The organism is Vibrio quintilis (assembly GCF_024529975.1).
In the GTDB taxonomy this organism is placed as follows: Bacteria; Pseudomonadota; Gammaproteobacteria; order Enterobacterales; family Vibrionaceae; genus Vibrio; species Vibrio quintilis.
Window position 1 is genome coordinate 3501585 of the sequence record NZ_AP024897.1, and the last position, 21922, is coordinate 3523506.

Annotated in this window: 13 protein-coding genes; 6 read left to right on the forward strand and 7 right to left on the reverse strand. The window is 46.7% G+C overall.

Annotated features, from left to right (window positions below):
- Nucleotides 1–37 precede the first annotated feature (37 nt).
- On the reverse strand, nt 38–1273 hold the full coding sequence (locus tag OC443_RS16020; RefSeq protein WP_234976378.1) for a hypothetical protein: 1236 nt from the start codon (nt 1271–1273) through the stop codon (nt 38–40).
- 369 nt (nt 1274–1642) lie between these two features.
- Between OC443_RS16020 and OC443_RS16025 the strand changes: the two genes are divergently transcribed.
- Nucleotides 1643–3340, forward strand: coding sequence for a glycoside hydrolase family 32 protein (locus OC443_RS16025; protein ID WP_073583017.1), 1698 nt, complete (start codon nt 1643–1645; stop codon nt 3338–3340).
- A 260-nt stretch (nt 3341–3600) separates the two neighbouring features.
- Here the strand turns inward: OC443_RS16025 and OC443_RS16030 are convergent, their stop codons facing one another.
- On the reverse strand, nt 3601–4014 hold the full coding sequence (locus OC443_RS16030; RefSeq protein ID WP_073583019.1) for a hypothetical protein: 414 nt from the start codon (nt 4012–4014) through the stop codon (nt 3601–3603).
- Nucleotides 4015–4364: 350 nt separating this feature from the next.
- Here OC443_RS16030 and OC443_RS16035 point away from each other — a divergent pair, with 350 nt between their 5' ends.
- From OC443_RS16035 to OC443_RS16055, 5 genes are all read left to right on the forward strand, one after another.
- Nucleotides 4365–5330 (forward strand): GGDEF domain-containing protein, encoded by a 966-nt coding sequence (locus OC443_RS16035; protein WP_073583021.1) that lies wholly within the window; start codon nt 4365–4367, stop codon nt 5328–5330.
- Nucleotides 5331–5574: 244 nt separating this feature from the next.
- Nucleotides 5575–7599, forward strand: coding sequence for a methyl-accepting chemotaxis protein (locus OC443_RS16040; RefSeq protein WP_200796922.1), 2025 nt, complete (start codon nt 5575–5577; stop codon nt 7597–7599).
- Between the two features lie 375 nt (nt 7600–7974).
- On the forward strand, nt 7975–9882 hold the full coding sequence (locus OC443_RS16045) for a methyl-accepting chemotaxis protein (protein WP_073583023.1): 1908 nt from the start codon (nt 7975–7977) through the stop codon (nt 9880–9882).
- Between the two features lie 410 nt (nt 9883–10292).
- Nucleotides 10293–12200, forward strand: a complete 1908-nt coding sequence (locus OC443_RS16050; protein ID WP_073583025.1) for a methyl-accepting chemotaxis protein — start codon at nt 10293–10295, stop codon at nt 12198–12200.
- Between the two features lie 273 nt (nt 12201–12473).
- Nucleotides 12474–14381 (forward strand): methyl-accepting chemotaxis protein, encoded by a 1908-nt coding sequence (locus tag OC443_RS16055; RefSeq protein ID WP_073583027.1) that lies wholly within the window; start codon nt 12474–12476, stop codon nt 14379–14381.
- A gap of 128 nt (nt 14382–14509) precedes the next feature.
- Here the strand turns inward: OC443_RS16055 and OC443_RS16060 are convergent, their stop codons facing one another.
- The 5 genes from OC443_RS16060 to budA form a co-directional block, all read right to left on the reverse strand.
- Nucleotides 14510–14884, reverse strand: a complete 375-nt coding sequence (locus OC443_RS16060) for a VOC family protein (RefSeq protein ID WP_143169317.1) — start codon at nt 14882–14884, stop codon at nt 14510–14512.
- Between the two features lie 241 nt (nt 14885–15125).
- Nucleotides 15126–18110, reverse strand: coding sequence for a hypothetical protein (locus OC443_RS16065; protein WP_073583029.1), 2985 nt, complete (start codon nt 18108–18110; stop codon nt 15126–15128).
- A gap of 351 nt (nt 18111–18461) precedes the next feature.
- On the reverse strand, nt 18462–19220 hold the full coding sequence (locus tag OC443_RS16070; protein WP_073583031.1) for an SDR family NAD(P)-dependent oxidoreductase: 759 nt from the start codon (nt 19218–19220) through the stop codon (nt 18462–18464).
- A 73-nt stretch (nt 19221–19293) separates the two neighbouring features.
- Nucleotides 19294–21006 carry an acetolactate synthase AlsS gene (gene alsS / locus OC443_RS16075; protein ID WP_073583033.1) on the reverse strand — a complete coding sequence of 571 codons (1713 nt, stop codon included), beginning with the start codon at nt 21004–21006 and terminating at the stop codon, nt 19294–19296.
- Between the two features lie 123 nt (nt 21007–21129).
- Nucleotides 21130–21915 (reverse strand): acetolactate decarboxylase, encoded by a 786-nt coding sequence (gene budA, locus OC443_RS16080; protein ID WP_073583035.1) that lies wholly within the window; start codon nt 21913–21915, stop codon nt 21130–21132.
- Nucleotides 21916–21922 lie beyond the last annotated feature (7 nt).

Consider the following 21922-nt stretch of genomic DNA (forward strand, 5'->3'; position numbering starts at 1 on the left):
CACACCTGTAATAAAACTATCATCTGTAATAAAACTATCATCTGCAATAAAACCACAGCAGCATAAAACACACAACATACATGACTAAAGCATAACGCCAGTTCAGCTTCAGCAACGTCCCGGCACTAATCTCATAGCGGGACTGAATACTGAGCTGAACACCGGAAAATGGTGACAAACTAATCCCCAGCGACCACCCCATTAATAATGTCAGCCCAAGCAGATTCGGATCAGACACCGTGGGCGCGAGAACACTGCCCGCCAATACCACACTGGTGACAGGATGCATTCCCGTCATGGCCAGAGCAACCAGAATCAACAGGGTTATACTGGCCTCAAGGTAACCAAAATGAGCCGGAGCCAGGTGTAAATCCAGAGAAGTCAGCACACCGGCGACCCCTGCTGCCAAAAGTGCAGCCGCAGCAAACAGCACCACTTCACCACCTGAACCGGCAATGCCTGATTCGATATGCTGAATCATCTTCTGGCTTCCCTGCTGTATGCCCTGATTCAGAATCAGCCACAAGGCGGTGAAAGAAACCGTTGTCACTGAAACCAGCGTTAACACACTTAATGATGAAAAATACTCATGGGCAAAGATTACCACCAGCGCCAGAAAACAGGGCATCCACAGAGAATCCCACGCCATCGGATAACCATGAAGTTCTTTTGCTGCCGGTTGTCTGAGGATTTCCCAGGCACTCACGGCGATCCCGGCCAGACTGACTGGTATGCCGTATAAAACCAGCGTACTCAACTGAGAACCGGGCGCACTCACCAGTGTCAGACCCATTGCAGCAAAAAAAGGGGACCAGAAGGCACAAATACAAAACGCCCTGAGCAGCAATAACCCCTGCACCGGTGTAATTTGTTGTTGTCTGGCCAGCCGGTCTCCGACAATAATCACAGACGACATATTCAATACTGAGCCAAATAAATGCGCACCAAGTAATGTGCGCAGTAATGCCCGCCGTCCCTTAGGTAATGTGCGGCTATCTGCCGCACCTGAACCGGTACATATTTTTAAAAAACCGACCGCAATCAGCATATTGACAACTTTTTGATTCGCTTCCAGAGCCACCAGTAAATATCGCGAATCAATCCCGTGAAAGACACCAAACATCAGACACAATGAACCAATCACCAACAAGACGATGACCTGTTTTTTCTGATTTGGTTTGGCAAATGGTAACAACAGAAAGGCAGCCACCCAGACAGGTACACCTGCCCAGAAGGAACTGAGATGGGTAAATGCTGATACTATCGAAAGCACGAGACTTCCGAAGAGCAACCAGCCGGCAATCTTCGCAAATTCAGGTTTCATAACAGGTAAAACATAAAAAACTGTCCGGACAGATCCAACGTATCACATTGAGCAAACTGAATAAATCGAAAACTCAGGACGGTTTCAAACATAAATCACCGGTCAGATTTACTGGTAGTCATCTGGTTTATTTACGGCATAAAATTCAGTACGACCTGCCAGGCTGATTCCCGGTTCCACCCACTTCACAGTTTTTCGTTCTGATCAGACCGGATCCATACGATACGCTATTTTTCTCTGCACCGGAGGTCTATGATTTCAGGCTATCCAGATCTGATATACCCAGACATCGCATATCGCGGTAGATAAGGATTCAATATGACACCAGACGAATTAATAGCAGCCTGTGGTGGCCGGGATAACCTGCGCCGGGCACTCAAAGTCAGCGAGACAGTGATTATCGAATTAGGCGATCCCTCACTCAGAACAGAGCAAGTCGCTTCACTTCCGTTTAATCCAGCTCTTTCGCAGATAACCTGGAAGCAGGAAGTCCCCCTGACAGCCGACGAATGGCAGTATTTCAGCGACATCATTGATGAGAGCATCCGCCAGCAAATCTCTGCCCTGAGAGTCACAGAACCTGCCTGTTTCCGTCCGCAATGGCACATTGCTCCGGTGCAGGGCATGTTAAATGACCCGAACGGATTTACCTTTCATCAGGGCGAATATCATCTGTTTCACGGCCTCTATCAATTTTCAGGAAAGCATAAAGATCGCTGCTGGGTTCACTACACCAGTCCGGATTTAGTCAACTGGACATCACACCCTGTCGCCCTTTGTACCTCTGACTGGTTTGACAGTCACGGCGTCTACTCCGGCCATGCTGTCAGCCAGCAGGATGAACTGGTGATTATCTACACCGGCAATGTCCGGATTGGAGAGCAGCGGGACCGGCTCAGTACACAATGCCTCGCAACCTCCGCTGATGGGATTCACTTTACCAAGCACGGTCCGTTAATTGACGAACTGCCGCCAGGTGTTACACCGCATTTCCGGGATCCGAAGATCTTCCGCCATCATGATCACTGGATCATGTTACTGGGCGCTCAGGAAGAAACACCGGACGGTACACTCAGAGCCCGTCTGGCACTTTACCGCTCAAAAGATTTACGGGACTGGCAATACTGCGGGCTATACGGAGAAACGCTGAATGACGGACACTTCGGCTATATGTGGGAATGCCCGGATCTGTTTGAAGCAGACGGGCAGCTTTTCTCGATGCTCTGCCCGCAGGGGATTACATCTCACAGTCAGTTTTACACCATTCCGCATCACTGCGGCTATGTGAAAGCGACACTCGATGCTGAAGATAACCTCTCGCTCCGGGAATTCAGACATCTGGATCATGGGTTCGATTTCTACGCACCGCAGACAACACAGGCAGCAGATGGCCGCCGGTTATTAATCGGCTGGATGGGCATGCCGGATGAAACCAGGCGACCTTCGACTCAGGAAGGCTGGCTTCACCAGCTGACCTGTATCCGGGAGCTGACTTATCAAAACGGCCAGCTTTATCAACAACCGGCCAGAGAGCTGCAACAGTTACGGGGCGCAGAGAAAATCATCCGGTTTTCTGGTGTATCCAGCCGGGAAGTGGTGTCTTTGACGTCAAAATGCTTTGAGCTGCAAACCCGTTTCCGCTGGCCGCAACAGGGACAGATAACATTGCGCTTAATGGATAACGGTGAATACTATTGTGATCTGATTCTGGATGCAGATAACCAGCGTATCATGCTGGATCGCAGCCATGCCCTGCCTCAGGATGGCGACACACTGCGTGAAATCCCGTGGCCGGATAAACAGGACGTCAGCGTTCAGTTATTGGCTGATAACGCATCTCTGGAGATCTTTATCAACGATGGCCGGTATGTCATGACATCCAGCGTGTTCACACCAACAGATGCATGTCGTGTTCAGTTCATCAGCAGTCATCCCTGTACATGGCAGGATGTCAGTTGCTGGTCTTTGCGTCAGCACGCAACTGATACCAAAGTGATACTGAAATCATCAGCATAGCCGCTAAGATAATCATGTGAGCCGGGGGAATGGGTTGATAATGACACACTACCCCGTCGGTGAAACAGTCACGTTTTCCGGTCATGTCCATTCATGATGATTAAACGAAGACTCCTGTGAAAGTCCTGAAAACATTGAATGGCCCTTGTTTCGTATTTCTGTTGACAAGGGCTGCTTTTTACCTCTTTTTTAAATCTTTTGCTAAGCGACGTTGCAACAAGTGCGTGTCTTCAGCCCGTGAACGAAAACATGCTCACGATTCACCAGCAGAAGTTCAGAAACCAGAAATCTTTTGTTTCATAACGGATAAAATGCGCCTGCTGATCCAGATAGATATCCAGACGGCACACATCCGGCAGGTAAGGCTGGCCGGAGTGACCAATAATATCCAGATGACCAATCCAGGCCTGATTGCTGGCATAAGACCAGTGAATCATCGCATTCTGATCTTTTGAGAAAATCGTTTCAACCAGAGGCCGCTTAATCACCATCATCCCAACCCCATCAGACAAAAGAATCTTATTTTTCGTCTGATCATAATTACTGAGTTCCACCACAACCGGAAACTCAGGGTTGTCATAGTGAATATACAGGCGCTTGGGAAAGAAAAAGGCAATCACCACTGCCAGCATGAGCAGACATACCAGCAGGCGGATCATTTTTTCCAGATACACTCCCGAAGACCTCTGAGCGTCTCTGTCAATGAGGAGCCGTCTGGCATGAGTAACTGAATTTGATTCTGTCTGGAACAACATAGACTGTGATCTCGCACTGAAATACATCACTATTCTCAAATGAGATTTTTATATCTTATGCCTTTATCAAACTGAATACGACAGCTAATTGAAACCGGATGAATATCCTTAGGAATATCATCAGAAAAACCAGTCTGCTATTGATAAAAACACCACCACAATTATGCAATCTATCTCATTAGTCACCTTAAAATCCTTGTCTTTGCAAGCCAGTATTGCTTCATTTCTATGCTATTTTTTAAATGTGTTCACTCAATAAGCCAACTGATATGCTCGTACCAAAGCAACCTGATAATGAAGACGACAGACTCTCCGCGCTACAGCGTCTGGATGTACTGGATACTGCTCCGGAAGAAAGGTTTGACCGTATAACACGTCTGGCCAGAAGACTGTTCGATGTCCCCATCGCACTTGTCAGCCTTGTTGACGAAAATCGCCAATGGTTTAAATCCTGTATTGGTCTGGATGCATCAGAAACATCCCGCGATATTTCTTTTTGTGGTCACGCCATTCTGGAAAACAAACCATTTGTGGTGCCGGATGCCTCAAAAGATCCCCGCTTTTCAGACAATCCACTGGTAACAGATGCACCGCATATTCGTTTCTATGCCGGGGTACCGCTTCATTATCAGGACTGTAAAAATGGCACCTGCCATCTTGGTACGCTTTGCATCATTGACCAAAAACCAAAACATATCACTCAGGCAGAACTGAATGATTTAATCGATCTCGCCCATCTTGCCGAACGTGAATTTTCAGCGTCCCACATTGCCAGCATTGACGAACTCACCCAAATCCAGAACCGGCGCGGTTTTATCTCTCTGGCACAAAAAGCATCGTCTTACTGCCAACGGGAAAACAGACCCTTTTCTCTCGCTTATATCGACCTGAATCAGTTTAAGCCGATTAATGACCAGTTTGGTCATGCTGAAGGCGATAAAGCGCTGCAAATATTCGCCCAACTGATGCAACAAAGCTTCAGGGAATCAGACATTATCGCCCGGATTGGCGGAGATGAATTTGTCGTATTCATGACCGGCATCGCTCAAACAGATGCACAAACCGCGATCGACAGATTCCGCATCCAGGTTAACCGGCATAATCAGGAGGCAAATCGCGGTTATGAGATGACTTTTTGTGAAGGCATTATCTCCGTTGAACCATATCGGCATGAAACGATAGAATCACTATTGTGTGAAGCGGATAAGTTAATGTATAAAAAGAAAAAAAAGTAACTTTCTATCCCTTCAGACATAGAAAAATGTCCTGAACCTGGTGACGCACAGGTTCATCAGCCATTATCGATAAAAACCCCACCTCATGCTGAAAACAGATGACTCAATAGCTTTACGCCCAATCCCGGTGAGATCTTAATGATTGAATTTGCGCTACCTGTTGCTCACTTCTAGACTCATTATTACAGTTGGCAAATATAAGAAATTAAAAATGATGCGTATTCACTCAATACAAGTAAAAGTCATGTTTCCGATTATATTCCTCGCTGTCATTCTTGCAGGATTGCTTGCTTTTATGATGTTTATGACCAGCATGCAGAAAGAATCATTACGGATGCAAACGGAGCATTATTTTGAAGCTTTATCTGAAGTACTCAATGCTGACCGGGATATTTATCAGGCCCGTCTGGCTCAGGAAAAATTACTCACAGGAGAAGGAAACCCACAGCAGAACAAAGCAGATTTTGAGGAAAACGCACAGCAGGTCATTGATCGTTTTCAACAGTTCAGGCTTCATCTGAAAGATCAACCGGCTGAGTTACTCTCTCCGTTTGAATCATTTGATATCCGCTATCAGGACTGGCTCCGTGCCAGCAGAAATTCATTACAATATGTCGCCAGTGAGTTAACCCCGCAACCTTATCCGGTACTGGAGAGTCAGTTCAGAAAGATACGACAGATGCTCGACAAAGCCGGGGAAAACTTAAGAATGTACGCCCGTCAGTCAGAACAAAACCCGGCAACCACAGCAAAAGATATCGTCCGCTATGTAGAAGCGATCACTGAGATCCTCAATGCAGACAGAGATATGTATCAGGCACGCCTTGCCCAGCAGAAGATATTCAGCCAGCCTGCAAATCTGACAACTTACAAAGCGGAATTTGAAACCAATGCCAGTCAGGTTTTGCAACGATTTCATAACTATCTCAGCCACCTCACGACAGAACCGGAGCTGACTTCTCCCTATGCTGAATTTGACACCCTTTACAATGAATGGCTGCAGGAGAGCCGCAAAATCCTGGCTTCACTGTCACAATCCGGTCCGGCAACAAATCAGGCTCCTGCCCCGCAATCTCAGGAAGTCCGGTTATCCGCTATCAAATTTGAGGAAATACGCAAGATGCTCGACAAAGCCGGAGAAAATATCCGCGCTCATTCCAGAGTCATGGAAAAACAGATGGATGAGAAATCTGCCCGCTACCAGAATAATGCGATGGTGGTGATTGCCGGCGCATTTTTAGTGGCCATGATATTTGGTTATCTGGTGCCCAGAAAGCTCACCCGGGATGTTGAAGATATGGTAAATCGGATCAGGGAAATAGCATTAGGTGATGGCGATCTGACCCAGAAAATACAGTCCACAGCGAAAGATGAACTGGGAGATCTTGCCAACGAATTTGATAATTTTGTTGAACGGCTGCGGACTATTATCAACAGTATTCAGCAACAGTCTCACGAACTTGGCAGTATGACCGGGGAACTGAATCACGCCTCAGAAAAGACCGGAAATATCACCCATACGCTGGTCTCCGCCTCCGAATCAATCGTCAGTGCGGGGCAGGAAATGACGATGTCCAACCAGCAAATGGCTGAAGTCGCAAGTGATACGGCGTCGGAAGCAGAAAACTCAACCACAATGACCCGCCAGGGGATCGCTGCGGTCGATGCCTCACATGAGGCAATTATCCAGCTGGTATGCGGTATAGAAAATGCGTTGACCCAGGCTGATGAGCTTGAAAAAAGCTCAGAACTTATCGCTTCAGTTCTGGAAGTCATTCGGAATATAGCCGATCAAACCAACCTGCTGGCATTGAATGCGGCCATTGAAGCTGCCAGAGCCGGAGAACAGGGACGCGGATTTGCCGTCGTCGCGGATGAAGTCAGAGTCCTGGCAACAAAAACGCAGGACAGTACCAATGAAATAGAAACGATGATTGAAGGTCTGAGAAGAAATGTGAGTCAATCTTCTGCCGCAATCAGGGAAAGCAAACGTAATGCAGAAACAACCGCATCAAATTTTGATGAAGTCACCCGGGTTTTCCACATTTTGAGCGAATCATTTAATAAAGTGCAGGCGATGGCCGAACAAACCGCTTTAGCGACTCAGAAACAGTCAGGCGTCGCGGATGACATCAATCACAATCTGGCTTCCCTCAAAGATCAGACCACAACCGTTCAGGATATCTCTGAGCTGATTCAACAACATGCAGGTCAGATATCCACACTGTATAACGGCCTGGATGCTCAGGTTGGGAATTTCCGGGTGTAAGTATCCGGGTGTAAGTATCCGGGATATGTATCCCTGTATAATAAGAATCCCGGTATACCCAAACAACCTGAAACGATACTACCCGCGTGATCTGTTCAGATTCATCGTTCACCCGTTGTACCGGTGAACGCCTGTTTATCTCCGGACATTAACTCCGCTGAATCCAACCAGAAAATCATCCGCTATTCTGCCGGATATCATTCGTCGACATTTCATCATATACCCAAGCAACCTGAAGATGCAGGTTGTTTGGGTATAAAAACCCAAAATTAAACCTGAAACACCAAATTAAGTGACCATTTCATTAATTATCAACTAATTTTAATAAGAAGATGAAATACATTCTTTAGATGAATAATTTATAGGGGACTCTCTATGCTGAACTTCGGTTTCAAGACAGCATTGCTGTTATCCGTGATAGCAATTGTCACGCTTACGGTTGGCTCATCCAATTATCTGTCATATCTGCGGGCCAGCGATATTCTTCACGATACAATTTATGAAGGTGTTGAACAACGCGTCACCCTTGAAGGTAAAACGGTATCAGATTACATCACGGCAAAAACCAAAGCTGTCGTCAATCTTGCCGATGATTACCGGAAGTATCGTTACACCAGCAACCATGCCGAACGGATGCGGGTGGGTGCAATTTCAGCGTTAATCCCGACATTGACCGCAGGCTTTGCTAATGGTGATGCCTTTGCCTCTTTCGAAAATAATATCTGGGTCAAAGGTAAAAATCCGCCCAACTATGATCCGAGAAAAAGAGGCTGGTATCAGGATGCCATGCGTTCATCCGGCCCGATATTTACTGATCCTTACAATGACGCTACCACCGGGGAACTCATGGTCAGTATCGGTCAGCATGCCAGCAATGGCACTGTGATTCTGGCCGATATTCCCTTAACCGTGCTGTCTGAAACCGTGTCACAGATCCAAATCAAAGGGGCTGTAGCCTTAATCATGACGGATGATTCTACGGTACTTGCCAGCTCATCTCCCGTGGTACAAACCGGGAAGAAGGTCACCGACTATCCGTCGCTGGTGCATATCGCCCGGGGGGTGAAAAACAATGAAAACACAATTCAGGACTATACTCTGGACGGCGTGGATAAAGTCATGTTCTCACAAAGAATCAAATACGGCGATAAAGACTGGTACATGATGATCGGCCTGGATAACGATGTTGTATTCAGCCAGTTGAATGAAATGAGAAATAAGTCACTCATTCTGACTGTTGTTTATGTCGTTCTCAGTATCATTGTGACCCTGCTGGTCCTCAATTTCCTGTACCGGCCGATCTTAGCCCTGAAAAAAACAATCATCGGGCTGAGCCAGGGGAATGGCGATTTAACCCATCGCCTTGATGTGGAATCCAATGATGATTTGGGACAAATAGCTGATGGCATTAATAAATTTATCGCCAGCCTGCAAAGTATGATGCTCGATATTCAGGCAGCAACCTTTACGCTGAAAGACAACATCGCCAAACTGAAACTTCAGTCTGAAGACAATTCTTCGATACTGAATCATCATGTTCAGGAAACCGAACAAATTGTGACTGCGATTGAAGAGATGAGTGCTACTGCGGACTCTGTCGCCCAGAACGCCAGTGATGCTGCTCAGTTTACTAAGGAAGCAGCTGGTATAGGAAACGGTGCTCTGTCCAACGTTGATGAAGCAAAAACCAGGGTGACCAATCTGGTCGATGATGTTGACACCACAGCCAGCAGCCTGCAGGCAATGAGTGACGAAACCAAAGACATCAGCACTGTGCTGAACGTCATCGGAGACATTGCTGAACAAACCAACTTGCTGGCCCTGAATGCCGCCATTGAAGCAGCCAGAGCCGGTGAACAGGGGCGTGGATTTGCCGTCGTGGCGGATGAAGTCCGGGCGTTAGCCAGCAGAACCCAGTCCAGTACCGAAGAGATAGAACAGGCGCTCAACCGTTTACTATCCCGGAATACACAGGTCGTCGATGCGATGAACGGCACCAAATCGGCCTGTCAGGAAACCTCTGAAACAACGGATCAGGTCAGTGACAGCATCAATTCTCTGACGGAACAGGTCTCCGGGATTACAGAACTGACGATTCAGATTGCCACTGCCGCAGAAGAGCAAAGCAGCGTTTCGCAGGAAATCAGCCGCAATATGACCGCAATTAACGATATTGTTAACCAGCTCAATAAAAATGGCGAAGAAGGGCTGAAACAGACAGAAAATATTAATCAGGTCAATACCAATCTGGCTGATATCGTCGGAAAATTTAAACTACAATAACCTGCACTCCGGTGAGATACCTTTGTATCTCACCGGATTTTCCGGGCATCTTCTTCCATCATGATTAAAACCCAGCCATAAACTGCACGTAAATTGGACAAACCCACTCAAATTTACTCATTTTTACAATTATTTACAAAATAATCAATTCTCTGTTTTTACTCAGTTTATCTATCATTTTCTACATATAAAACACCGTACTTTACCTGCATCTATTTAGATCGGGAAAATATAAGATTTAAATCATTCCCATCGTGAATTCCATACTGTAAATTTGGGCGGCTATACCTGTATAGCAATCATCAGGGCCTGTTGAATACAACAAGATATTCACCGGCCAACATAATAAGTCATATGACAAGTAAATATTCTGCAATACCATCGACCGAATTATTTTTAAGAGGTTTCTCATGCTAAATTTCGGGTTTAAGAAAACACTCTTGTTTTCTATTATTGCCATTGTGGCTTTAACTGTTGGTTCATCCAACTATCTGTCTTACCTGCGGGCCAGTGACATATTCAGGGAGTCGATTTACAAAGGCATGGAAGAACGGGTTGCGCTGGAGGCGCAGAAAGTTTCCACTTACATCAGGTCAAAAACCAGCGCTGTCACCAATATTGCCGGTAAATACCGGGAAAACAGGTACACGGAAAATCATGCGCAGCGGATGCAGATTGGCGCAGCGGCGGCACATATCCCGACACTGACTGTCAGCTTCGCCACCGGAGACACTTACGCTTCATTTAACAATCCCAAATGGATAGATGGCAAAAACCCACCGGATTTTGACCCAAGAAAACGAAGCTGGTATCAGGATGCAGTCAACAGCACCAGTCCGGTACTTACCGACCCCTATATGGATGCAGCAACCGGTCAGCCGATGGTCAGCGTTGGCCAGCATGCAGGTCAGGGAACGGTTGTCCTTGCTGACATTCCGTTAAGCGTTCTTTCTGAAACCGTCAAAGAAATTCGCCTCAAAGGTGTCGTGGCGCTCATCACCACTGAAGATTCAACCATTCTTGCCAGTACCTCAGCCGTTGCCAAAGCCGGCACCAAAATGACCAATTATCCGGATCTCGCCAGAACTGCCAGATCGCTGACAACACATCAACAATCAGTGGAAGACTATGTGTTAAACGGTGTTGACAAAGTGATGTTCTCTCAGCGGATTAAATACGGCGATAAGAACTGGTATATGCTGATTGGTCTGGATAAAGATGTTGTGTTCGGTAAAATCAATGAAATGAAATACAAAGCATTCATGCTGACAAGTATCTATATTGTACTGAGTATAATCATCACCTTGCTGGTGCTGAACTACCTCTATCGCCCGATTCTGGCACTGAAAAAAACCATCTCGGGGCTGTCTCAGGGTAATGGGGATCTCACACAACGGCTGGATATCAATACCGACGATGATCTGGGTCAGATAGCCGATGGCGTCAACCAGTTTATCGGCAGCCTGCAAAACATGATGCTGGACATTCAAGCCTCAACCCTCAGCCTGAAAGACAACATCTCTGGTCTGAAGGTGCAGTCAGAGGATAATGCCGCGATTCTGAATCAGCATATGCAGGAAACCGAACAGGTTGTCACCGCCATTGAAGAAATGAGTGCCACTGCAGATTCTGTCGCTCAAAATGCCGGTGAAGCCGCGCAATATACCAAAGAGGCAGCAACAATCGGCAACGATGCGCAGACCATCATGGAAACGGGTAAAAATAAAGTCATCAGCCTGGTGGATGAAGTCGATTCGACCGCCAGCAGTCTGCTGGCAATGAGTGAAGAAACCAAAGATATCAATGCCGTTCTGACCGTCATTGGTGACATCGCTGAACAAACTAACCTGCTGGCACTCAATGCTGCCATTGAAGCTGCAAGGGCCGGAGAGCAGGGACGCGGTTTTGCCGTAGTCGCCGATGAAGTCCGGGCACTGGCCAGCAGAACCCAGTCCAGCACCGAAGAAATTGAACAGGCCCTGAACCGCCTGCTTTCACGGAATACGCAGGTCGTGGATTCAATGAATGCGACCAAAGCCACCTGCCAGGAAACCTCTGACAGTACGGAAGAGGTCAGCAACAGCATTACTTCTCTGACCAGTCAGGTCTCCGGCATCACTGAACTCAGCATGCAGATTGCAACCGCTGCAGAAGAGCAAAGCAGTGTGTCACAGGAAATCAGCCGCAACATGAGTGCGATTAATGACATGGTCAGTCAGCTGAATCAAAATGGTGAAAACACGGTCAAACAGACCGATGATATTGAGCAGGTAAACACCGGACTCATCAATATCATCAACCAGTTTAAGCTTCAGTAACAGGTCTCTGCCACTGGCGGAATGAAGAATTCCGCCAGTTTTTTTCCTGCAAACATCCCCTGTAAGAAAGTTTCTTTCAAAACCAGAGACAATAATCTGTGATATATCATATGCTAATCAATGCGAGCTGCAAAAAGAATCAAAGTTCTTGAGGCACAAGACTAATTATTGGTAATAAACCGAAAAAATAAATGACTATTTCGTCATTTACCTTCAAAATTTACTGGTATATACACGTCTTATATTGTACCGAATCGTAAACAGAGGATCTTTATGATGAATTTCGGTTTCAAAAAAACACTTTTGCTCTCCATTATTACTATCGTGACATTAACTGTCGGTTCATCCAACTATCTGTCTTACCTCCGTGCCAGTGATATTTTCAGCGACTCGATTTATAAAGGCATGGAAGAGCGGGTCTCTCTGGAAGCACAAAAAGTATCGGGTTATATCAAGTCCAAAACAGACTCAGTAGTCAACATTGCTGATGATTACAAAGCGCATCAATACAACAGCAATCACGCAGAACGTATGCGGGTTGCGGCACTGTCTGCGCATATCCCGGCCCTGACCGTCGGCCTTGCCAATGGCGATGCCTATGCCTCATTTGCTAACAGCAACTGGGTAGACGGTAAAAATCCGCCCAATTACGACCCGCGAAAACGCGGCTGGTATCAGGATGCAATGAAAACCTCCGGTGCTATCTTCACCGATCCGTATAAAGATGCCACGACCGGTGAACTGATGGTCAGCATCGGCCAACAGGCCAAAAACGGCACCGTCATCCTGGCCGATATTCCTCTGACAATTTTATCAGACACGGTTTCTCAAATTCAGCTCGATGGTGTCGTGGCACTTATCGTTACAGAAAACTCCACCATTCTGGCAACCACCTCTCAGGCAGTCAGTGTAGGCGAGAAACTGGCAAATAACCGGGATCTGTCAACCCTGGTTGGCAAACTGACTCAAAGCGATCATGTCGTTGTCGACTACAATCTCAATAATGTTGATAAGGTCATGTTTTCCCAGCGAATTAAATACGGTGATAAAAACTGGTATATGCTGATTGGTCTGGATAAAGACGTGATCTTCAGCAAGTTAAATGAGATGAAGTACAAAGCAATGGCCCTGACGGCTATCTATGTTGTGCTCAGTATTCTCATCACCCTGCTGGTGCTTAACTTCCTGTATCGTCCGATTCTGGCCCTGAAAAAAACCATTGTCGGGCTGAGTCAGGGCAATGGCGATTTAACCCAGCGCCTTGAGGTCACAACCGAAGACGATTTGGGACAGATGGCAGACGGAGTGAACAAGTTTATTGCCAGCCTGCAAAACATGATGCTGGATATTCATAGCGCCACCCTCAGCCTGAAAGATAATATTTCCCGGCTGAAACATCAGTCTGAAGATAATGCATCCATTCTGTACCAGCACATGCAGGAAACGGAACAGGTTGTCACCGCCATTGAAGAGATGAGCGCCACCGCTGACTCCGTCGCACAAAATGCCGGAGAAGCGGCTCAGTTCACCAAAGAAGCGGCAACCATTGGCAGTAATGCACTCATGGTCATGGACGAAGGAAAAGGAAAAGTCATCAGTCTGGTTGATGAAGTAGATACCACAGCCAACAGTCTGCTGGCAATGAGTGAAGAAACCAAAGATATCAATGCCGTTCTGACCGTCATTGGTGACATCGCTGAACAAACCAATCTGCTGGCACTCAATGCTGCCATTGAAGCTGCAAGGGCCGGAGAACAGGGACGCGGTTTTGCCGTAGTCGCCGATGAAGTCCGGGCACTGGCCAGCAGAACCCAGTCCAGCACCGAAGAAATTGAACAGGCGCTCAACCGCCTGCAATCAAGAAATGCTCAGGTTGTCGATGCGATGAATGCCACCAAGGTCACCTGTCAGGAAACTTCTGACAGCACGGAAGAGGTCAGCAACAGTATTACTTCTCTGACCAGTCAGGTCTCCGGCATCACTGAACTCAGCATGCAGATTGCAACCGCTGCAGAAGAGCAAAGCAGTGTGTCACAGGAAATCAGCCGTAACATGAATGCGATTAATGACATGGTCAGTCAGCTGAATCAAAATGGTGAAAACACGGTCAAACAGACCGATGATATTGAGCAGGTGAATACCGGACTCATGAATATGATCAATCAGTTCAAGCTGAAATAACCCCGCTATTCTGTCGATCTGACACAAAAGTCCCTCATATTCAGATGAGGGATTTTTTTATCCACGGCTTTCGTCAATGAATCAACCCGCGATAAAATGGTTATTGGTTATTGGTTATTGGTTATTGGTTATTGGTTAATGGCTTTGTGGCAGACAGCCTCAATATTATGCCCATCCGGATCAATCACAAAAGCCCCGTAATAATTTGCATGATATCTCTCCCTGATGCCAGGCTGACCATTATCTGCTGCCCCTGCTGATATTGCAGCCTGATAAAACCGATCAACGTCTTCACGGGAATCAGCAAGAAATGCAATATGCATCGGATGCTGAACCACGTCACCGGTTCCAATCCAGAATTCAGCCTTATTCTCTTTTCCAAAGCCTGCCCAGCCATAAATCTCTGTCACTAAACTGATCCCTAAAGGTTCCAGTGACTTCAGGTAAAATGCTTTACTTGCCTCATAATCGGCAACACCCATACCGATGTGATCGATAATCATGAATTTATCTCCTGTTCATATTCAGCGGCACACAGTAAAAATACTGTATATATATACAGATTCGAAATCAAGGAAACAGTCCGGAGAAACAAACATGAATAACAGTTATACCCATATATGGGTATACACAAAAAATATTAAGTTTGCTGCAACATAAGAAGGTTCAGAATAAGAAAGGTGATAAAAAAGTTCAGGGGCTCGCACACCCCTGAACAAAGTCTAAAGAAGGATCCAAATATTATTATTCCTGAATAAGTTTCAGCACCACTTCACCGCTGTAAGTCCCTGCTTCAATTTCAGTTTCTTCACCGTTCACCGTCATTTTCACGGTATAACCAACCGGTGCCTGAATTGTCGCGCTGTCAGCCAGTGTCAGCTTACCCAGATAGGAGTCATGCTGAATCTGCCATGAAGAAGAAGCATCAAATGAAGCCGTGATTCCCCAGTTAGCCGTGGCACCATAATAGTTACCATTCAGGCTGGAATCATTGCCGCTGCCATCGGTATAAGACAGTGATTCAACATCCCACAAGCCGTTAGAACCATCGGCAAAAGAACCGGTAAACATAGTGCTGTTGAACGTCACGCTCATAGCAGATGTACGTGCAGATGAACGCCCTTCCACAGCACGGGTGACATCGCCTTCATTCCAGACCACACCAGAAACTCTGGACTGATTAAACGTGATCACAGGGCTGGAACCCGCCTCTGATGAGACCAGATAACGGTAATCTTTCCGGTTCAGGTTCTCTGCTTTACACTGGTTCAGTTCAAGGTTAATTCCTGACGCTTCAAATTCAAACACAGCGCTGGTTAAACCACCATAGCTGCTGCCCACAGTCAGGTAAGGCACATCAGAAAAATCTGTGTTGCCGGTATATTTTCCTGCGGAGTAGTTGTAGTAAGTGTTATCCAGCACACTGCTGCGAACCAGCGTTTCTGAAGTATAATGACGTCCTGCCAGCTTGCTCAAAGTCTGTAATAGTTCACTCTGTGCCTCATCAGTGACATCATAGTTGTCGCACAACTGTCCGATAGTCATTTCAGGATCGCTCATCATGTAATGCATCAGTTCAGCACCGCCGCTTGCTGTCTTCCAGGCTGCTACTGCTTCCGCCGCTGTATCACCAGTCACATAACCAAACGAGTTATTCGTTGCTTCAAACGATACATTGGTAAATGTTGAGGTCGATGAACTGTTGATACCGCCCCGGTTTCTGAAACCAATCTGGCCGGATATCTGGCTGTTCTTCATGTTGAATGTACCACCGGAAGCTGATACGACACCGGCATCCATACGGGAAACGAATGATGAATTTTCAGCCGTAATGATACCGCCGCCAATCACATATGCACCGGCAGAACGGTTACCATAAACGCGGGTATGGAAGTTTTTCACTTCAACCACACCATTACCAAAGTCATTGGCAAGCGCAGAAGCCTGACCAACGGCATAACTGCCGTAAATACCGGTAATTGCATTCACATCTTCCAGATAAGCATAACCACCATAAACAACGTCTGCGGCATGGTTATTCCAGCCCTGAAGATTCAGATCTGCATTGTATAATTTGACAGAAGATGTTTCCGACGGCGCAGAACCGGTTTCTGTATCCGTACCAGACGCACCGGCAATAATACCGTTCGCACCATCACCGATTGCACTTAAGGTACTTCTTGGTCCGGTCAGGCTGCCGACCGTAATTGAGCCACCGTTGGTCGCATACAACAGCGCATTCATGCCCCATTCCATCACAATTTCATTGTTATAAGTGCTCAGGCCGCTCTCATAAGACATTTTTGCCCAGTTACCACTGGCGCTGGAATTGGCATGTAATTCGTCCACGGCAATCGAACCATAGTTCGTCGCCCACAAGATACTGCGCTCTTCATTAATCGCGGCTTCCAGTGGTTCACCGTCTTTATCCGTGTCAGCAAAGAGAACCGTTTTAGACACGGTGTCACTTTCGCCGTCAGCTTTCACGACAGCATTCGCAAAAGAAAGATAAACCGGGTTCAGAATATCACGGGCACTCAATCCGTTCAGGTTGTCATTATCACTGACGATTGAGGTCGCGTTGTAAGCATAAGAAATGACATAAGGCGAGTAATAGAGCGTATCAATATCACCATCAGAATCTGTATCGCGATAAGTGACATACTTATAGTAACCGCTGCCGGTTGACGGGAACAGCCCTGTCGTGCTGTCAGCAGAGACTGATTCACCGGTTTTCACATCATACGCAACTGCTGCATCATCTACGGTGACCGGATTACCATTCAGATAATAGCCTTTGGCAAACTGCAGCTTACTTTTCACTTCACTGTAAGATGAATCGGCGGCAATCGCTGCATTCAGTGTTTCAGCACCAGAAGCTGTCAGAGAACGGAATGTCTTGCTCAGTTCAGCTTCTGTGACTGTACTTTCAAACCCGGAATAGATTTCAACGACCTGTGCCTCTGCAACATAATCGTCACCACTGAAAGTCACAGAACTTCCGTCAACCGCAACATCGTCATCGTCGTGACTGGCACTTTCAGCAATCTCTGTAATCGCTGAAGTAGTCAGCTCATAGCCAGAAGGACTGGTCACATTCAGATAATTCCCACCGGCAATTGCCGCTGCAGTCGAATTAGTCAGTGTCACGGATATCGCTTCAATGCCGGATGTGACCACAGATTTACCCCCGGCAGAGGTTTGCGTGGTTGATACCGGCAGATAGAGCGCCGCATTACCGCTACTCTGAAATGCTGCATCGTCAATACTCACGTCCGGATTTGCAAAAGAGATAATCGCGGCAGCATTTAAGTCATAGAATGCCCAATCTGATACAACAGTCACGGAATCAGGAACATAAACCGCCGCGATTTCGCTGTGGTGACCAAATGCCTGAGACGCAATTTTAGTCACCGGAGCACCGCCTAATACGCTGGGAACAATCACAACACTATCGGATTTACCAGCATAGTAAGTCAGCGTGCTTGTCACTGTTTTGGTATCACCGGTGGTTGTGGTAATGACATCAAATGACCAGTTTCCTTCCGTTGCTGAAACCTGTGTCGTGGTACTGGTTTCTTCACCGCCCGGAGGTGGTCCCGGTGGTGTACTTTGTGAGGAATCATCTGTTGAGTCAGTTGTTGTTGTCGTTGAATAAGCCGGTAAACCGGCAAAAAGAACACCTAAAAGTAAAACCCGACAAGGGTTTAACCGCATATTCGGCTTCATAATACTCTCCACTGTGAACGCTTTTCATGCTGTCCGGTGATGAGGCAAACCGGTATAAAAATTCTGATTGAACATGATGAAAAGCTGATTTTATAAAACTGATAGCACACTATCACAGCCAGAGAAACCACCATAGATTTCAGGCAGTAAATGAAGGTAAACGATTGTCAAGTAAAGTAAATGAACAATAAATCATGACGTTTTACAGAGCTGAGTTCCATTTCAAAAAGAAATTTTTCGCCGCCATGTGTCAAAGAAGAGTGGTCAATTGGGAAACAGTGAAAAAAGAGACGAGAGGTTCGAAGAGCTCCCCTCGTCTCAGGCAGGTATATTATTTATATGACTTATCAATCAGACAATCTTAGGTTGTCCATCTGAAGCGGTTGCCCCGCCATCAACCGGTAAATTCACTCCGGTGAGGAAGGAAGCGTCATCGCTGACTAAAAAGGTCACAACAGAGGCGATTTCATCCGGCTCTGCTGCACGCCCAAGGGCGATTCTTTCATTAAACTTATCCCGGATTTCCTGAGGCCAGCCATTGGTCATATTGGTTTTCACCAGGCTCGGGCACACGGCGTTAATCCGCACCCCGGCTTCACCATGATCCAGCGCCATCGCACGGGTCAGGTTCACAACCGCCCCTTTCGCTGCACAGTAAAATGCAGCCCCCCAGTCACCCCCTAATCCGGAAACGGAGGCTGTATTAACAATACAACCTTTGGTTTTAAGCAGTTCCGGCAAAGCAAATTTTGAACAGTAAACGACGCCGTCAATGTCGACACCAGAGATTTTCTTCCAGTCTTCAACACTTGTTTCCAATACAGTCCCCGGAATGTGAACACCCGCGTTATTTACCAGAATATCCAGCCGGCCAAAACGATTTACCCCTTCAGTGACCATGGTCTCAACCTGTTGTGGATCAGAAACATCCACTTTCAGTGTCATGATCTTATCCGCATCAAACTGCTGCGCAGTTTGCTCCAGCTGTTCCTGATTCCAGTCAACTAAAATCAGTGTTGCACCTTCGGTATACAGTCTGCGGGCAATTGCAGCACCAATCCCATTTGCAGCACCCGTCACAAGTGCTGTTTTACCCTCAATACCTTTCATTGACTATTCTCCCTGCCACGTCACTTTTTGTGAATCATATGGACATTCTCAAAAACAACGTACATCACATCTCTTAACTGAATACAGAATCAAGACTGCCGACTTTTCTTGGCGCCATTAATTTGTGGTTATCTTTATAATCAACCGGTATTGCAACAACAACCGGACCTTCAGCCTCCATCGCTTCACGCAGAACCGGCATCAACATAGAAGGCTCAGTCACCGCCATGCCTTTTGCACCAAAAGAATCTGCATAAGCTTTGAAATCAATCGGGCCGAAATCAACACAGGCATGACGCTGATATTTCTTCAGCTCCTGAATCGCGACCATGTTGTAACCATTATCAACCCAGATAATGTGCACGATGTTACTTTTCAGGCGCACGGCCGTTTCAAGCTCCATACTGGATTGCATGAATCCGCCATCACCTGAGACTGAAATCACTTTCTGTCCGGGATTCAACAGGCTCGCACCAATGCCCCAGGGCAGTGCGACACCCATGGTTTGCTGACCATTCGAAATCAGCATCTGACGTGCCCGGAAGCAGCTCAGATAACGGGCAATCCAGATGTGAAAACTTCCCATATCCAGACACAAAGTGGTATCCGGCGTAATCACAGCCTGCATCGCTTTCAGCACTTCCAGCGGATGGAATCCATCCAGATATGATTTAGAGGCGTAACTGGTAATGAGCTGGCGCTGCTGGGCAACCTCACCCAGAATGGTACTGGCAGTCAGTGACAGCTGACTTTTATCGCCCAGCCTTTCCGTCATGATGTCCAGTGTTCTGGAAATATGTCCAATCACTTCAACACAAGGCTGATAGCAGCGATCAAAATCAGCAGCCATCACATCCAGATGAACAACCGGTGTATGTTGCTGATTCCATAACTCAGGATCATACTCAATCGGGCTGTAACCAATGGTCAGGATTAAGTCGGCATCCGCCAACAGCAAATCACCCGGCTGATTATTGAATAATCCGATCCGGCCGCCAAAACGGTTGTAATAACTGATATCAACTGCACCAGCAGCCTGATAAGTCCCGACAACCGGCAACTGAGTTTTGTCAAGGAAACGACCAATGGCGGATGCATTTTCCGGACGGCTGGCCTGCAGACCGAGTAAAACCACACAACGTTTCGCCTTATCAATCTCTTTAACCGCATCAAGGATGGCATCCTGATCGGCAGCACCTAAAACCGGCTGGTGATTCGGTACAATCATTTCATTGGATGTCATATCGCCCAGAACATCCTGTGGCAAACTGACGAAAGAAGCCCCGGCTCTGCCATATTCCGCAGCCCGGAAGGCATTTGCCATCACTTCACCAGCGGCATCCACATGCTGAATTTCAGCACTGAACTTAGTGACCGGACGAAAAATATTCACGGTATCCATGCTCTGGTGAGTCAGTTTTTCTTTATCTGCACGTTTTACTGCACCGCCAATAGCAACCAGCGGATCACCTTCTGATGTTGCCGTTGCCAGACCTGAAAGCAAATTGCCGCATCCCGGCCCGGAAGTCACCATCGTGACACCAGCTTTTCCGGTTAAACGTCCGACAACACCGGCCATAAATGCACCATTGGCTTCGTGACGCACCGGTATCATCTGAATGTTGGTATCTTCAATCGCGTCGAAGAGCCGGTCAATTTTTGCGCCGGGAATACCAAAAATGAATTTTGTGCCTTGTTGTTCTAACTGACGCGCAATCAGCTGAGCTCCGTTGATTGATACTTCTGGCTGAGCTTCATGCATTTTATGTACGGTTGATGATTTCATAGCGGCAACCTCATTGATTATCTGTAATATTGTATTTATTGGTTTATTGGTTTATTGGTTTATTGGTTTATTGGTTTATTGGTTTATTGTGTGTTTACAACACTTCGTTTTTGCCAGGGAAGGCTATTGCTCGGTTTTCTCTATTGCGGCCTGAATGTCATCAGGGTTCAGATTTGCATCCAGAAAATCGACCGTGGTTGGTGTATCGATAAACAGCCTCGAAACCCGGCCAATCTGAATCTTGCCTGACTTCACCTGATACTCCTGAATATGTCCGCCCCCGAGCCGGTCGTCAGTAATGAAATGCTCGTGATATCCCGGAACATTAATACCGGTGAAGTACTCTGGTGTACGAAAGCCCACCACAACCCCTTTTGCTTTTTCAAAAGTAAACGTTGGCTGCTCTTCAACCACTTCAACCATTGGCCGGTAAGGGCGTTCCTGTTTCGGAACCGTTCTTGTCCGGACAAAATTAAATTCACCATCAATCCGCACCGCACAGAAAAGGTTCTGACTCGGTGCGAATTCATTCACGATCTGATGGATTTGTTCTCTGCTGACAGGACGCAGCAAAGGCAGTTCGATTTCAGGTTTGAAATACGTCATCACAGCAAATGGTGTACATTGATCATGCTGCGCGCGGTTGGCTGAACCATCTGATTTCAGCTGAAACACTTCGCTGTCAAAAGCGATCAGTTCTCCGTCCAGCTGATTAAATGTACCCAGTCCGAAATCACCATGTTCAAGGAGCTCTTTGATTGTGGTCGTACCTTCATAAACTCCCGCAATTAAAGCGCTCATGAGTGAGGTCTGATATATTTCACCTTCTCCGGTTTCCTGATGATAACGTTGAAAGGCATTCGCCACGTGAACCGGACAATCACAGACCTGTGCTGTTAATCTACTCATTACTTTC

Bases quoted from the DNA above. Each gene is read 5' to 3' on its own strand.
- OC443_RS16065 (WP_073583029.1), bottom strand. From the start codon at position 18,110: ATGAAGCCGAATATGCGGTTAAACCCTTGTCGGGTTTTACTTTTAGGT.
- OC443_RS16055 (WP_073583027.1), top strand. From the start codon at position 12,474: ATGATGAATTTCGGTTTCAAAAAAACACTTTTGCTCTCCATTATTACT.
- OC443_RS16045 (WP_073583023.1), top strand. From the start codon at position 7,975: ATGCTGAACTTCGGTTTCAAGACAGCATTGCTGTTATCCGTGATAGCA.
- OC443_RS16070 (WP_073583031.1), bottom strand. From the start codon at position 19,220: ATGAAAGGTATTGAGGGTAAAACAGCACTTGTGACGGGTGCTGCAAAT.
- budA (WP_073583035.1), bottom strand. From the start codon at position 21,915: ATGAGTAGATTAACAGCACAGGTCTGTGATTGTCCGGTTCACGTGGCG.
- OC443_RS16040 (WP_200796922.1), top strand. From the start codon at position 5,575: ATGTTTCCGATTATATTCCTCGCTGTCATTCTTGCAGGATTGCTTGCT.
- alsS (WP_073583033.1), bottom strand. From the start codon at position 21,006: ATGAAATCATCAACCGTACATAAAATGCATGAAGCTCAGCCAGAAGTA.
- OC443_RS16035 (WP_073583021.1), top strand. From the start codon at position 4,365: ATGCTCGTACCAAAGCAACCTGATAATGAAGACGACAGACTCTCCGCG.
- OC443_RS16025 (WP_073583017.1), top strand. From the start codon at position 1,643: ATGACACCAGACGAATTAATAGCAGCCTGTGGTGGCCGGGATAACCTG.
- OC443_RS16050 (WP_073583025.1), top strand. From the start codon at position 10,293: ATGCTAAATTTCGGGTTTAAGAAAACACTCTTGTTTTCTATTATTGCC.
- OC443_RS16060 (WP_143169317.1), bottom strand. From the start codon at position 14,884: ATGATTATCGATCACATCGGTATGGGTGTTGCCGATTATGAGGCAAGT.